Here is a 14,044-nt window from a genome sequence, read left to right as displayed (position 1 = left end):
ACGTTCGAACCATGTCGAACGCACTGAAGGTCGCGGCCGTGGTCGTGCTCGCCGTCCCGCTCCTCACCGTCGCACCGGCGCAGGCGTCCACACTGGACTGGAAGCCGTGCCGCGAGGTCCAGGAGCACTGGGATCCGGAGGACACCCGCTCCGAATGCGCCACCGTGCGGGTGCCGGTCGACCACGCGCGCCCGCACGGACGGCAACTCGACCTCGCCATCAGCCGCATCAAGGCAACCGACCAGCACAAACGGCGAGGCGTGCTGCTGATGAACCCCGGCGGCCCCGGCAACCAGGGCATCGACATGCCGTCCCTGATGCTCAAGACGAAGTTCGCCGACCTGAACACCGACCACGACTTCATCGGCTTCGACCCGCGCGCGGTCGGGTCGAGCGGCGGCGTCGAGTGCGAGGCCACACCGGAGGACGGCCCGGAGCCCGAACCGAAAGCGAGCCCCGAAGAGCGGTTCCGGCAGGACCACGCCCGCAACGCCAACACCAACGCCCGCTGCGTCGGCTACGACCGCGAACTGCTGACCAACCTCTCCACCAGCGCCGTCGCCGACGACGTGGACCTGATCCGCGCCGCCCTCGGCGAACAGAAGATCAGCTTCTTCGGCATCTCCTGGGGCACCGCGCTCGGCGCCGTCTACCGCAGCCATTACGACCACCGCGTCGACCGCATGCTGCTCGACTCGGTCATGCCCGCGGACTTCACGCTGGAGACCATGAACCTCGGCTCGGCCAAGGCCAAGCAGGCCAACTACGAGGTGCTCTCGGGCTGGCTCGCCGAACGGGACGAGACCATCCGCCTCGGCCAGTCACCGGACGAGGTCACGAAGTCGATCGCGGGCCTGGTCGCGAAGCTCGACGCGAACCCCGTCGCGGTCACGGTCGACGGCAAACCGCGTACGTACACCGGCGGGAGCGTCCGCTCGATGCTCACCTACAAGCGCACGGCGTGGCCGCAGGTCGCCGAGTCGCTCGTCGCCCTGCGCGACGGCGGGGTGCCGCCACTCACCGGCGAGGAACCGGAGTTGGAAGGCTTCGGCCTGACTCCGGTCTGGTACGGCGGGCTGCTGATGCAACGCGCCGTCGTGTGCAACGACCAGGGCCAGGCACCGGACGCCGACCAGGCGTGGCGCCAAGAGCAGAGCCGCGCCGCCCAGTACCCGTTCTTCCGCAACGGCGCGGGATACGGCAACTGGTGCGCCGGCTGGCCGCTGCCCGCCACGCCCTGGCAGCTCAAGCACGCGACCAGCCCACTGCAGCTCGTGGGCCACAGCCACGAGACCGTCACCCCGCACTTCTGGGCCGAGCAGATGCAGCAGCGCATCGGCGGAGAGCTGCTGACCGTCGACGACGCCACGCACGGGTCGTTGTGGGGCGTCGACTGCGCCGAGAAGGCCGTCCGGTTCCTCAGGACCGGACAGACCTCCTCCGGCAGCTGTCCCGGTGTGAGCTGATCACTTGCCGTGCGGGTCGTCGGCGTTGAGCACGGCGACGACCTGGTCGTAGTCCCCGCGCGCCTCGCCGTAGCGCAGGAACTTCACCCGCTCGACCTGGATCTCGCGGGCGTCGGGCCGGGTCTCGATCAGGTTCATGACCTCGGCGACGAACTCGTCGAGTGGCATGGCGTGCTCGCTCTCCGCCTGGCCGGGCAGCAGATCGGTCTGCACCGACGGCGGCTCCAGCTCCACGATCTTCACGGAGGTGTCCGCGAGCTGGAGCCGCAGCGACTCGCTGAGCATGTGGATCGCCGCCTTGGACGCGTTGTAGCTCGGCGTGATCTTGAGCGGGGTGAAGGCGAGCCCGGACGAGACGGTCATGATCGTGGCGTCCGGCAGCGTCTGGAAGTGTTCGACGAACGCGGCGATCAGGCGGATCGGGCCCAGGACGTTGGTCGTGACGATGCCCTCGGCGGACTCCAGGAACGACTCGGGGCGGTGCCAGTCCTCGATGCGCATGACACCCGCCATGGTGATCAGCACGTTCGTCGCCGGGAAGCGCGCGAGGACGTCCTTCGAGGCCTCCGCGATGCTCGTGGGGTCGGCCGTGTCGATGCGGACGGTCTCGACACCGGGGTGCTCGGCGGCGATCTGGTCGAGCAGTTCGGTGCGCCGGCCGCCCACGATCACGGTGTTGCCGCGCTCCCGCAGGGCGAGGGCGAGCGCCAGGCCGATACCGCTGGTGGCGCCGGGGATGAAGACGGTGTTTCCGGTGATGTCCATGGCACTGAGCTTCGGGTGATTCCCGACCCTGCGGCAGAGAGCCCTTATCGGGGGATCGGCGATCCCTGGTTCAGCGCCGGACGCCCCGGATACTGGGAAGCATGGAACGTGAGGAGCTCGCGGCCTTCCTGCGCCGCCGCAGGGAGGAACTGAGGCCGGAGGACGTCGGCCTGCCCGTGGGGGCGCGCAGGCGGGCACCGGGTCTGCGCCGCGAGGAGGTGGCCTCCCTCGCCGCCATGTCCACGGACTACTACACGCGGCTGGAACAGCAACGCGGCCCGCAGCCCAGCGAGCAGATGCTCGCCTCGCTGGCCCGCGCGTTGCGGCTGACCGACGACGAACGCGACTACCTGTTCCGCGTATCCGGCCGCAACGCCCCCTCGCCGCAGGTCACCGCCACGCACGTCGCGCCCGCGTTGCGCCGGGTGCTGGACCGCCTCGACGACACGCCCGCGCTGATCCTGTCGAACCTCGGCGAGATCCTGGTGCAGAACCGGTTCGCCGAGGCGTTGTTCGGCGACTCGTCGCACTTCACCGGGCACGCCCGCAGCATGATCTACCGCTGGTTCACCGACCCCGGCGAACGCCTCGTCTACCCCGCGCACGACCGCGACCGGCAGAGCCGCGCCCAGGTCGCGAACCTGCGCGCGGCCTACGCGTCGATGGGCCCGAAGTCCCGTGCGGGCGAGCTCGTCCGGGTGCTGCGCAAGGAAAGCGCGGAGTTCGCCGGACTGTGGGAACGGCACGAGGTGGCCAACCGGTACGAGGACCACAAGGTGCTGATCCACCCGCAGCTGGGCGAGATCGAGGTGGACTGCCAGGCGTTGTTCACCGAGGACCAGTCGCAGTTGCTGCTGGTGCTCACCGCGCCACCGCGCTCGGAGGCGTTCGACAAGATCCAGTTGCTCGGCGTGCTGGGCACGGAGAAGTTCAGCTCAGCCTGAGGATCGTCTCCTCGACCTCGCCTTGCCGGGCATTGGCGAAGCCGGTGTCGGAGCCCACGACCTCGAAGCCCGCCTTCAGCAGCACACGCTTCGAGGCCTCGTTGTCGCTAGCGCAACGGCCGAAGATCGGCCGGACCGTGACCTCCTGCAGCAGCAGCGTGAGCGCCCGCCCGGCCACGCCCTGGCCCCACACCGAACGGTCCACCCAGTAGGTGACCTCGGTGTCGCCCTCCATCACGAACGCCGCGATGGACCCCACGACCCGGCCGTCGGCCACGATCACGCGGTTCGTGGTCTCGGGGTTCGCGATGTTGCGGCGGGTGTGGGAGTCGAACGCCTCGCGGTCGTCCGGGTCCTTCGCGGTGAACGCGGCCATCGCCACCGACTCGGGATCCCTCATGAACTCGAACAGCACGTCGAAATCGGCTTCCTCGACCGGCCGCAGCGTCACGTCACTGATCATCGAGCGAGCCTATCCGCCAGCCACGCCAAGGAAAGCGGATAGCGGTAATCGATCGCGCCGTGGCCCGCGTCGAACAGTTCGAAGTGGACGCGCTCGTCCGGCAGACCCACCGCGGCGATCTCCCGGCGGAACGCCTCGGCGCCCAGGTCGAGGTAGTACTCGTCGCGCGTGCCCGCGTCGATCCACACCGCCCGCAACGACCGGATCGCGTCCTGGTGCCCGGCCACCATCCGCACCGGGTCCCAGTCGAGCCAGCGCTGCCACACCTCGGGAACCGGCGCCCCGGTCACCGGATCGAACGGCAGCCGCGGCGTTCCGTCGTCGTCCGCCGAGAAGCACGCCGCCACCCCGAGGACGCCCAGCAGGTCCATGTCCGCGGGCTTGGTGAACGCGGGCCGCGCGCGGAAGTCCGCCCACCACTGCTGGATGTCGTGGTCGTAGCCGCGCAACGACCGCGCCGCCTTGCCGAAGTCCGCGAGGTAGCAGAGTTCGTAGAGCGAGTCACCGGCGTGCGTCGCGAGCGCGCCGAACAGGTCGGGCCGCAGCATCGGCGTGATCATCGCGCCGAACCCGCCCGACGACTTGCCCGCGATCGCCCGCGACTCCCGGTCGGCGATCGTGCGGTAGTGCGCGTCCACCCACGGCACGACCTCGTCGCACAGGTACGAGTGGTAGCGGCCGGTGCCGGGGGAGTCGACGAACTGCGACCCGCCGTACGACGTCCACGCGTCGACGTACACGACGACACAGCCAGGAGCCCCCTCGGCGAACACGGCGTCGGCGGTCTCCACGAACGGCTGGCGGAACGGCATTCGGTTCTCCCACATGGACAGATGACCCGTGTAGCCCTGGATCATGTACACGACCGGATAGCGTTCGGCGCTCTCGTCGTAGCCCGGCGGCACGTACACCCACAACGGACGCTCGTGCGGATCGCCGAGCGGGTTCCCGCGCAACAGTTCGGAGGAGATCGTGTGCCGGTCGAGCCGACCGGCCAGGGGTGCGTCCCAGGGCAGCATGATCCCCAGTCAACACCCCTGGTGACGTCAGGTGGTGCAGGCCGCCTGGTTGAGCGTGACCGCGGCGGGAGTGCCTGCCGGGCCGTTGGCGGTGAAGCCGAGCGACACCGACGCTCCCGCGCCGAGGGAAGGGCTGTAGGTCGGCGCCGTCACCGTGACCGTCGTGCCGGACTGGGTGAAGGTGCCGTTCCAGCCGCTCGCCACGGTCGCGCCGGCGGGCAGCGTGAACACGACCTTCCACGGGTTCGCGGCGCTCGTCGCGGTGTTGGTGACGGTCAGCGAGCCCTGGAAGCCGCCCTGCCAGGAGTTGTCGAGCTTCCAGGCGGACTTGCAGGCACCGGTGCCGCCACCGGACGTCGTGGTGGTGGTGGTCGTCGTCGTGGGGCCGGGGCCGCCGCCGGTGGGCGGGATGAGGTACGGCTGCAGGATGGACTGCTTGGCCTGGTTGACGGTGGTCCAGTCGTCCCCGACGATGCCGCCGGTGTCGCCGCTGTTGGGGTTCCACGACCAGTAGGTGAACGAGATGCCGTTGACGCCGGTGCCGGTGTAGGCCATGAGGTTCTCGAGCCACACCTTGTCGACGGGGTTGGCGAGGGTGGTGCCGAACTCGCCCATCATGAGCGGCGCGATGTTCTGGCGGTGCAGGTAACCCCAGTACTTGTCCCAGATCGCCGGCATGTTGGCCGGGTAGTCCGGGGCGCTGAACCACGGCTGGTTGTAGACCGAGGTCGCGTACTCGTGCGGGGAGTAGACCAGCCGGTTCGGCACGGACAGGCGCACCGGGAACTGGCCCGCCTTCGACAGGTTGCCGCCCCACCAGCCGCAGTCCTCGTCGTTGGACGGGTCGCCGTCCCACACGTTCGACAGTCCGCCGCTCGGGCAGCTCACGCCCTCGACGAAGATCAGCCAGTTCGGCTGCACGCTCAGGATCGCGTTGCCGGCGCGTTCGGCGGCCAGGCGCCAGTCGCGGGCGGTGTCGCCGCAGCCCCAGCACGACCCGGTCGCGGCGGGGTTGGTGCCCTCGGCGTGCGGCTCGTTGTGCAGGTCGGCGCCGATGACGGTGGTGTTGCCCGCGTAGCGCTGGGCGAGCGCCTTCCAGTCGTTGATCCACGTGGTCTCCGGCACGCCCGCCGTGTACCAGAGGGCGGACTGGCCCGCGCTGGTCGGCCGGTGGCGGTCGAGGATCACCCGCATGCCCTTCTGGCCCGCGTGGTCGATCACCTTGTCCAGGATCTGCAACGGCGACAGCCCGACCAGGTCGGGGTTGGTGTAGTCGTTGATCCCGGTGGCCTTGGCGTCGGGTTTCAGGGCGTCGTTGGAGAACGGCACGCGCAGCGTGTTGTAGCCGAGCTGGGCCATCTGATCGAGCTGCTGGCGCCACGTGCGGCTGGACCACAGGCCGTGGAAGGTCTTGTTGTCGGTCTCCATGCCGAACCAGTTGATGCCCGTCAGCCGGACCGTCGCGTTCGTGCTGTCGAGGATCTTGTTCCCGCTGGTGTGCAGGTACCCGGTGCCCGTGCCACCCGCCGCGAGCGCGATGGAGTGGCCCGCCGTTCCCAGCGCGACCACCCCGCTCGCCGCCACCAGGGCCGCGACCACCGCGCCCAGGACTCCGTGCCGTTTCATCTGGTCTCCTCCGTCGACGTGCACTCCCTCGGATTCTGGGAGCGCTCCCAGAATCCGAGTGGCGGAGGCGGAGGTCAACGCGGACGCCGGATCTCAGTCCACTTTCGACGGTCGATTCGACTCGAACCCGTCATTCGGCGGCTTTCTTCGCCTCCTTCACCGCGGTGTTCCAGGCCTCGGCCGGGTTCTTGCCCTGCTCGACCGACTGCAGCGCGGGGCCGAACGCGGTCTCCTGGATCAGCCCGTCGGCGGGACCCTTGTACTGCGCGGCCTTGACCTTCTGCACCTGCGCGGCGAACAGCGCGCCCGCCTTGACGTTGTCGAAGTAGGTGTTGACCTGCTCCAGCAGCGTCCTGTTCTCCAGCGCGTCGACCTGGCTGGGGAAGGTTCCCCTGGCCTGGAACGCCTTGATCTGCTGCTCCGGGGCCGTGAGCCACGCCGCGAGCGCCGCCGCCTTGTCCGGGTTCCTGCTCTGCTTCGGCACGGTCAGGTAGGAGCCGCCCCAGTTGCCGCCGCCGTCGGGGAACGCGTCGGTGACGGCCCACTTCCCGGCGTTCTCCGGTCCTGCCTGGGCCTCGATGACGCCGAGCATCCACGACGGGCACGTCTTCGTGGCGAACCTGCCCAGCTTGAAACCGGTGTTCCACTCGGCGCTGAACGCGGCCAGCTTCGCCGACTGCCCTCGCGCCACGGCGTTCGTGACGGCGGCCCAGTCGTTCCTGATGTCCTGGTTGGACTCGACGACCAGTGTGTCGGAGGTGTCGAAGTAGCCGACGTCGTGCTGGTTGTGCATGGCGTTGAAGATCTGCGCGGCACTGTCGAACCAGGCGACGCCGGAGACCGCCGCCACGAACCTGTCGCCCGCCGCGAAGTAGGTGTCCCAGCTGGCGAACAGGCGCTTGACCTCGTCGGGATCGGACGGCAGGCCGGCCTCGGCGAAGAGGTCCTTGCGGTAGCACATGGCGAGCGGCCCGATGTCCGTGCCGTAGCCGATCAGCCTGCCGTCCCTCGTCGTCGCGGCGTCGGCCTTCCACTTCAGCCAACGGTCCGGCGTGACGTCCTTCGGTCCTATGTCCAGCAGGTCGTGGAACTGGCCCGCCTTCGCCATGACCTGACTGAGGTAGCCCTCCTCGACCGCCTCGACGTCGGCGAGTCCGGCCCCCGCGCCGAGCTTCGTGAACAGGTTCTGGTGGTGCGGGGCGCCCTGGCCCGTCTTGCGCTGGACGATCTTGACGTCCGGGTGGGCTGCCTCGTACTCGGCGAACAGCTCCTCGTAGCCGAACTCGTTGAACGTGGCGATGCTCAGCTCTGTCTTGCCATCGGCGGTCCGGTTCGCGGATCTGCCCGCGCCGCAGGAAGCGACGGTGACGGACAGGACGACCCAGACCACCGCTGTGACCCAGCGGTGGGAACGCACGGGAGAACTCCTCGGACGGCGGCGGCGGATCCTGGGAGCGTTCCCAGGTTACGGGAGTGTGAATACCGCGCGGAGGAGTGTCAAGTGTCATCGCTTGCCGAGTGGGCTTCGGCGTGCAAGTCGTTAGGCGGCAAAGAGAAGCGTGTTGTCGCAGGTCTGGCGCGATCATCGGCCGGAGGTATCCGAGGTGGGAACGCTCCCAGAAAATCGGCTGAGGGGAGGTTGCTGCCCTGCTGCTTTAGGCGGTCAGGCGACGCAGAACTCGTTGCCCTCGGGGTCGTGCATCACGACGTGCCCGAGGACGTCACCGTCCGCCTCCTCGCGCACGGCCGCGGCTCCGGCGGCGACCAGTTCGGCCACCTTCGCACGGATCATGCGCTCCCGCTTTTCCATGTCCCAGGGACCTTCTCCCGCGACCCGGATGTCGATGTGCATCCGGTTCTTCGCGGACTTCCCCTCGGGCACGCGGAGGAACCCGATTGCGGGACCCCGGCCGTCCGGGTCGACGATGGAGGCGCCGTCGGGGAAGTCGTAGCCGGCCTCCTCGACGTAGCCGAGCGCCGTCGCCCAGAACGCCGCCAGCGCACGTGGTTCGACCGCGTCGCAGCCGAGCGTCCAGTGAGAAGCCATGCCCGGCAGGCTAACCGGCGCCCGGCTGGGACGTCAGGCGAACAACGCCGACAGCCGTTCCAGCGACCGGCGCATCGAGGCCTTGTTGCGGCGGGGGATCGGGGACAGGTCGAGCAGCAGCGGCACCCGCGCCGTCGACCAGTCGAACGTCTCGGTCACCTCGGTGCCGCCGTCGGGCAGCGGGGTGAGCTGCCAGCGCCAGCGGTGGCCGTTGAAGTGCCGCCACGCGATCAGCCGGTCCTCCTCGAACTCCACCACGGTGTTCTCGATGCGGTAGCCGACGCCGATCTTCATGTCCATGCCGAACGTGCTGCCGAGCGCGAGCCGTCCGGGAGCACCCGCCCGCGGCGCCACCACTGTGCCCGACCCGTCGATGAGCGGGTGCTTCGCAGGGTCGGCCAGGAGGTTGAAGACGCCGGTGGCGGGGGCGGGCACCACGGCGGAGACGGAAACGCTGCGCATGGATCAAGCCAAGCATCGGCGCCGCCGCCGTGCACAACGGGGTCAGCAACCCGCGAAGTGCTTGTCCGCCGACCAGCCGGTGTTGGCCCACGAGCCGGGGTCGGCCGGGGTGAAGCCGCCCGGCCGTTTCGCGATCTCACCGACCAGCCACCGGGCGAACCGCGCCGCGCCCTGCGGACAGGTGTGGATGCCGTCGGCGCTGCGGTCGGCCTTGCCGTCCCTGGTCTGCTGATAGGTGCCGCCCCACACGGCGTTCGCGTCCAGGACGGTGGCCTGGTCCCCGGCGACAGCGCGGGCGACGGCGGGTGTGCGGTCCAGGTCGGCCATGTGCGGCTGGTAGAAGTCGTCGGGACGGATCGGTGGCGCGGTGACGAAGACGAGTTTCGAGCCCGCGCGGGTCGTCACGTCGAGCAGGTTCTGGTAGCCGGTGCGCTGTTCCTGCTCGGTGCCCCAGTCGTAGGTGGTGAGCTGGTAGATCACCACGTCCGCCTTGGCGTTGGTGATCTGCTCGGAGATCTTGGGCCAGTTCTTGTCCGCGAACGGGCCCACGACGTTGCCGCCGCCCTCGGCCGCGATGGACTCGAACCCGACACCGCTCGCCTTGAACGCCGCGCCCAGCGGCAACGCCTCGCCCACCGCGATCGAGTCGCCGGCGAACAACACCTTGGAGAGCTTCGGTTCTTGCTGAGGCGCGGCGGTGGTGCTCGAGCAGGCGGTCAGCAGGAGGCAGGCCGCGCCGAGAACGGCGAGTCGTGACTTGGTCATGGGGTCCACCGTGCCGACCCCTCGTCGCAGGGCCTCCGCCCCTTTGTCGCGGTTGTGTCGCAAGAACTCGCTGGTGGTGGGAGGGCTGTCCATACTGGACGGGTGGCGTCGATTCTGCTCATCGAGGACGATCCGCTGGTCCGGCGGGGCATGGAGCTCGCGTTGCACCGGCTCGGTCACGGCGTGCGGACGGCGTGCACCGGCGAGGACGGGCTGCGGGAGTTCCGATCGTCCACACCGGACCTGGTGGTGCTCGACCTGATGCTGCCCGGCGTCGACGGGTTCGAGGTGTGCAGGCAGATCCGCGCGGACGGGGACGTCCCGGTCATCATGCTCACCGCGCGAGGCGACGACTTCGACGTCGTCGGCGGGCTGGCGGCGGGCGCGGACGACTACGTGGTGAAACCCGCGCAACCCACCGTCCTCGACGCCCGCATCAGGGCCGTGCTGCGGCGCACCGCCATGGTCTCCGGTGACGTCCGGGAGCACGACGAGCTGCGCATCGACACCACCGGGCTCACGGTGACGGTGTGCGGCACGCCGGTGTCGTTGACGCCGACCGAGATGCGGTTCCTGCTGACCGTGTCCCGCGCGCCGGGGCGGGTGTTCAGCCGCGTGCAGTTGTTGCAGGAGGTCTGGGAGCACGACTACCTCGGCGACTCCCGGCTCGTGGACAACTGCGTCCAGCGGCTGCGCGCGAAGATCGAGACGAACGCCGCCGCGCCGCGGTACGTGCAGACCGTGCGCGGGTTCGGCTACCGGTTCGGGCCGGTGTGAGGCCGCGCGGGCTGCGGTCCCGGCTGCTCGTCGCGTTCGTGCTGGTGACGGTGTTCGGCGCGGGCGCCGCGGCGTGGTCGAGCGCGGGGTCCGCGAGCGCCGCGCTCGTCACGTCCGCCGAGCAGCGGCTCACCGAGAGCGTCACCCGCCAGATCACCGCGGTCGCGCCGGGGCTCACCTTCCCACCGGACCAGGAGGCGTTGGAACGGCTGCGCGCCGCGGTCGGCCCGCACACGACGGTGACCTACCGGGGCCTGTCGTCGGCGGACGGCCCCGACCTGACCACCCCGGAACTGCGGGACGGGGTGCGCGCCCGGAACCGCCTCGTCACCCAGCGGGTCGTCGTGAACGGGACACTGTGGCTCCTCGTCGGCACCCCGGTCGTGATCACCGCACCGGACGGGACGCGCACGCCGTCCGGGATCGAGGTCTACACGGCCCGCGATCTCGCCGCCGTGGACCAGGAGATCGGCGGTCTGACCAGGACGGCCGTGCTCACCGCCGCGCTCGCGTTGCCCCTGGCGGTGCTGCTGGCGCTGCTGGCCGCGTCGAGCGTGCTGCGTCCCGTGCGGGACCTGCGGGACACCGCCCGACGGCTCGCGGCCGGGGACATGGGAGCGCGGTCACAGCCGCAGGGCGTGGACGAGCTCGCCGACCTGACCGTGACCGTCAACGAGATGGCGGAGTCCGTCCAGTCGACGATGGCGGCGATGCAGCGCATGCAGGCCGACGCGCGCCGGTTCGCGGCCGACGTGTCGCACGAACTGCGCACGCCGCTCAGCACCCTGACGGCGGTCGTCGAGGTCCTGGCGATGTCCGCGGACGGGATGGAGCCGGACGCCAGGGAGTCCGCCGAACTGGCGATCGTCGAGACGAAACGCCTGGTGCGGCTGGTCGAGGACCTGATGGAGGTGTCGCGGTTCGACGCCGGAACGGCCGAGCTGCGCAGGGAGGACCTCGACGTCGCCACCGCCGTGCGGGACTGCCTGCGGGCGCGGCGCTGGCTCGACCGGGTGGAACTGGAGGCGCCCCGGGAACTCCCGGCCCGCCTGGACCGGCGGCGGCTCGACGTCGTGGTCGCCAACCTCGTCGGCAACGCCCTGCGGCACGGCGCCCCGCCCGTGCGCGTCGCGGTGTCGGGGGACGGCGATCAGGTCGTGATCGTGGTGACCGACCACGGGCCGGGCGTGCCGGAAGCCGTGTTGCCCCATGTGTTCGACAGGTTCTACAAAGCCGACGCCGCACGCACGCGCACACCTGGAAGCGGGCTGGGGTTGGCGATCGCGCTGGAGAACGCCCGGCTGCACGGCGGGGAGATCACCGCGGCCAACCGGGAGGGCGGCGGAGCGAGGTTCGTGGTGCGGATGCCGGGAGGGGAACGGGAGTGAGGCGCGTCTGGTTCGCGGTGGTGCTGCTGCTCGTGGGGTGCGGGGTGAAGCCGTCCGGGATCGCCGACGGGGGCGATCCGCCGACCGGGGTGGCTCCCGGCGTGACGCTGTACTTCGTGAACGCCCAGGGGGAACTGGAGCCTCAGTTGCGCGAGTCCGCCCGGCTCGGCTCGATCTCCGAGGCTCTCGGCCTGCTGCTGACCGGGCCGGGCGATTCGGGCCTGCGCACCGAGATCGCCGCAACCCCGGTCACGCGCGTGGTCGTCACCAGCACCCCGGACGTCCTGCGCGTGATGCTCCCGCTGACCGCGCAGGACGTCACACCGCTGGGCATCGACCAGATCGTGTGCACGACGCTCGGCGTGCACGTGCAGAGCGGCGGCACGCGCACGACCAAGGCGCAGGTCACCTTCACGCAGCCCGCGCCCGAGTCCGCGGTGGCACGGACGTGCCCCCTGATCACCCCAGGCGGCTGACGTCGATCGACGGCGGCGCGGGTGCGGGCAGCAGCACCCACAGCAACGCCAGCGCCACCATCGCCGCCACGAACACGACGAGCCCGCGCCGTCCGGAGGCCCACCTCGCGCGGAACCGGATCGGGTCCTCGACCAGGTACTTCGTCAGTGCCGCCAACAGGATCGAGACACCGAACGCCAGGGCGGTCCGCTCCCGGCCGCTCGTCGCCGCCAGTGCCACGAACACCGGCCAGTGCCAGAGGTAGAGGCTGTAGGAGATCTCGCCGAACCACCGCAACGGCCGCCACGACAACGCGCGGGGCACCAGCGCGTCCGGAGCCTGCGCGCACAGCCCGACCAGCAGCGCGGCCGTCAGCGAGTGCGCGAACAGCCCACCGGTGTAGAGCCACGGCGACCCCGTTCCGTCCGCCAGCGCCCACACCACCGCGATCCCGGCCATCAGCGCCATCAGCACTCCACCGGCCCACCTCTGTACGGCCCGCCCCAGCGCCTCCCGCACCAGCGGCGTCGCCACTGCGGCGCCCAGCAGCAGCGAGAACGCCCTGGTGTCCGTGCCGGTGTAGGCGCGTGTGGGATCCGCCGCGTCGAACAACGTGATCATCAGGACCAGCGAGCCGAGCGAGACCAGCGCCGCGGTCACCGCCACCGCGTTGCCGTTCCGCCGGGCGAGCACCAGCACGACGACCGGCCACACGAGGTAGAACTGCTCCTCCACGGCGATGCTCCACAGGTGCTCGAACACGCGGCTGGCGCCGAACCGGTCCCAGTAGCTCGCCGACTCGGCCAGCAGGTGCCAGTTCTGCAGATTCGCCTGCACCCACGGCCCGTCGCCGAGCGTCGTGCGCACGACGTCGTCCGGTGCGACCAGCCACACCACGACGGTCACCACCACGAGAACCGTGGCCAGCGCGGGGAAGAGCCGGCGGATCCGCCGGCCCCAGAACGCGACGAGCGACACCGTTCCCGTCGCGGCGGCCTCGCGCAGCAGCAGGTCGGTGATCAGGTAGCCCGACAAGGCGAAGAACAGGTCGACGCCCAGGAAACCGCCGGGGAGCAGGTCGGCGTGGAACAGCAGGACCCCGAGCACCGCGACGCCGCGCAGTCCGTCCAATGAGGACACGTGAGCGCCGCGCCAGGTCCTGGCGGGCAGAAGTGCAGTCATGAACCCGACTGTGGGGCAACGGCATCCGGGCCCCGTGGCAACCGTGTCGCGATCTGGTCGCAGAACTCAGGCCTGCACGATCGCCCGCTCCATCGCGCGGCGGGCATGCAGAGCGGCCGACGGGTCCTGCCCGAGTTGCACGGCCGAGTTGAGCGCGAAGCCCGCGGCCAGGATCTCGAACAGCGCCTGGCCGACGTCGAACGGCCCGGTGAGCTCGCCGTTGTCCACGGCGGCGTCGAGTTCGGCGCGGAGTTGGCCCTGCCAGCCCGACCACGCCTCGACCACGGCGTCGCGGACCGCTCCGGGCCGTCCGTCGTACTCGCTGAGCGACGCCGTCAGCAGGCATCCGCCGGGCAGCAGCGGCTCGGTCAGGTACCGCACGGAGTTGTCGCACAGCACGCGCAGGCGGCGCAGGCCGGTGGGCTCGGTGAGGGCGGGCTCCACGTACAGGCGCCAGAAGTCGACGAACGCCTTGTCCACCGTGGAGATCTGGAGGGACTCCTTGGTGCCGAAGTGCTTGTGCACCCCGGACTTGCTCATCTCCAGCTCCTCGGCGAGGCGGCCGATGGTGATGCCCTCGAGGCCCTCGGACGAGGCGATCTCGGCGGCACGGGTGAGGATCCGCGCTCGGGTCAGGAGCGCCTCGGCGGCGGAACGGCGCGGTGACATGCGGCGAGAATAGCG

15 protein-coding genes are annotated in these 14,044 nt (G+C 70.4%); 5 read left to right on the top strand and 10 right to left on the bottom strand.

The window, feature by feature from the left end; translation table 11 throughout:
• The first annotated feature begins 11 nt into the window (after positions 1 to 11).
• On the top strand, positions 12 to 1,466 hold the full coding sequence (locus tag JNUCC0626_RS09755) for an alpha/beta fold hydrolase (RefSeq protein WP_394619359.1): 1,455 nt from the start codon (positions 12 to 14) through the stop codon (positions 1,464 to 1,466).
• Here the strand turns inward: JNUCC0626_RS09755 and JNUCC0626_RS09750 are convergent, their stop codons facing one another.
• Entirely contained in the window at positions 1,467 to 2,231 is a 765-nt protein-coding gene (locus tag JNUCC0626_RS09750; RefSeq protein ID WP_394619358.1) for an SDR family oxidoreductase, read from the bottom strand. It lies immediately after the preceding gene.
• 101 nt (positions 2,232 to 2,332) lie between these two features.
• Between JNUCC0626_RS09750 and JNUCC0626_RS09745 the strand changes: the two genes are divergently transcribed.
• On the top strand, positions 2,333 to 3,175 hold the full coding sequence (locus JNUCC0626_RS09745) for a helix-turn-helix transcriptional regulator (protein ID WP_394619357.1): 843 nt from the start codon (positions 2,333 to 2,335) through the stop codon (positions 3,173 to 3,175).
• Here the strand turns inward: JNUCC0626_RS09745 and JNUCC0626_RS09740 are convergent.
• From JNUCC0626_RS09740 to JNUCC0626_RS09710, 7 genes are all read right to left on the bottom strand, one after another.
• Positions 3,162 to 3,638 carry a GNAT family N-acetyltransferase gene (locus JNUCC0626_RS09740; RefSeq protein ID WP_394619356.1) on the bottom strand — a complete coding sequence of 159 codons (477 nt, stop codon included), beginning with the start codon at positions 3,636 to 3,638 and terminating at the stop codon, positions 3,162 to 3,164. The two genes, JNUCC0626_RS09745 and JNUCC0626_RS09740, sit on opposite strands and share 14 nt — an antisense overlap.
• On the bottom strand, positions 3,635 to 4,657 hold the full coding sequence (locus JNUCC0626_RS09735) for an alpha/beta hydrolase-fold protein (RefSeq protein ID WP_394619355.1): 1,023 nt from the start codon (positions 4,655 to 4,657) through the stop codon (positions 3,635 to 3,637). Before JNUCC0626_RS09735 ends, JNUCC0626_RS09740 begins: the two co-directional genes overlap by 4 nt.
• Positions 4,658 to 4,684: 27 nt before the next feature.
• Complete coding sequence (locus JNUCC0626_RS09730) at positions 4,685 to 6,283, bottom strand: cellulase family glycosylhydrolase (RefSeq protein ID WP_394619354.1); 1,599 nt, start codon at positions 6,281 to 6,283, stop codon at positions 4,685 to 4,687.
• Between the two features lie 130 nt (positions 6,284 to 6,413).
• Positions 6,414 to 7,700 carry an ABC transporter substrate-binding protein gene (locus tag JNUCC0626_RS09725; protein ID WP_394619353.1) on the bottom strand — a complete coding sequence of 429 codons (1,287 nt, stop codon included), beginning with the start codon at positions 7,698 to 7,700 and terminating at the stop codon, positions 6,414 to 6,416.
• A gap of 246 nt (positions 7,701 to 7,946) precedes the next feature.
• Complete coding sequence (locus JNUCC0626_RS09720; protein ID WP_394619352.1) at positions 7,947 to 8,330, bottom strand: VOC family protein; 384 nt, start codon at positions 8,328 to 8,330, stop codon at positions 7,947 to 7,949.
• A gap of 33 nt (positions 8,331 to 8,363) precedes the next feature.
• Positions 8,364 to 8,792 (bottom strand): SRPBCC family protein, encoded by a 429-nt coding sequence (locus JNUCC0626_RS09715; protein ID WP_394619351.1) that lies wholly within the window; start codon positions 8,790 to 8,792, stop codon positions 8,364 to 8,366.
• A gap of 42 nt (positions 8,793 to 8,834) precedes the next feature.
• Positions 8,835 to 9,557 carry an SGNH/GDSL hydrolase family protein gene (locus JNUCC0626_RS09710; protein ID WP_394619350.1) on the bottom strand — a complete coding sequence of 241 codons (723 nt, stop codon included), beginning with the start codon at positions 9,555 to 9,557 and terminating at the stop codon, positions 8,835 to 8,837.
• Positions 9,558 to 9,659: 102 nt separating this feature from the next.
• Between JNUCC0626_RS09710 and JNUCC0626_RS09705 the strand changes: the two genes are divergently transcribed.
• From JNUCC0626_RS09705 to JNUCC0626_RS09695, 3 genes are read left to right on the top strand one after another with little or no spacing between them, the layout of a single operon-like run.
• Entirely contained in the window at positions 9,660 to 10,334 is a 675-nt protein-coding gene (locus JNUCC0626_RS09705; protein WP_394619349.1) for a response regulator, read from the top strand.
• Complete coding sequence (locus JNUCC0626_RS09700) at positions 10,331 to 11,722, top strand: sensor histidine kinase (RefSeq protein ID WP_394619348.1); 1,392 nt, start codon at positions 10,331 to 10,333, stop codon at positions 11,720 to 11,722. The genes JNUCC0626_RS09705 and JNUCC0626_RS09700 overlap by 4 nt, the downstream gene beginning before the upstream one ends.
• On the top strand, positions 11,719 to 12,198 hold the full coding sequence (locus JNUCC0626_RS09695; RefSeq protein ID WP_394619347.1) for a hypothetical protein: 480 nt from the start codon (positions 11,719 to 11,721) through the stop codon (positions 12,196 to 12,198). The genes JNUCC0626_RS09700 and JNUCC0626_RS09695 overlap by 4 nt, the downstream gene beginning before the upstream one ends.
• Here the strand turns inward: JNUCC0626_RS09695 and JNUCC0626_RS09690 are convergent.
• Together JNUCC0626_RS09690 and JNUCC0626_RS09685 are read right to left on the bottom strand one after the other, a co-directional pair.
• Positions 12,182 to 13,360, bottom strand: a complete 1,179-nt coding sequence (locus JNUCC0626_RS09690; RefSeq protein ID WP_394619346.1) for an acyltransferase family protein — start codon at positions 13,358 to 13,360, stop codon at positions 12,182 to 12,184. The two genes, JNUCC0626_RS09695 and JNUCC0626_RS09690, sit on opposite strands and share 17 nt — an antisense overlap.
• A 66-nt stretch (positions 13,361 to 13,426) precedes the next feature.
• Positions 13,427 to 14,029, bottom strand: a complete 603-nt coding sequence (locus JNUCC0626_RS09685; protein ID WP_394619345.1) for a TetR/AcrR family transcriptional regulator — start codon at positions 14,027 to 14,029, stop codon at positions 13,427 to 13,429.
• Positions 14,030 to 14,044 lie beyond the last annotated feature (15 nt).

This window comes from Lentzea sp. JNUCC 0626 (assembly GCF_043632865.1).
GTDB lineage: Bacteria > Actinomycetota > Actinomycetes > Mycobacteriales > Pseudonocardiaceae > Lentzea.
The sequence above is the reverse complement of the archived record's forward strand: the minus strand, read 5'-3'. Positions and strand labels throughout refer to the sequence as shown.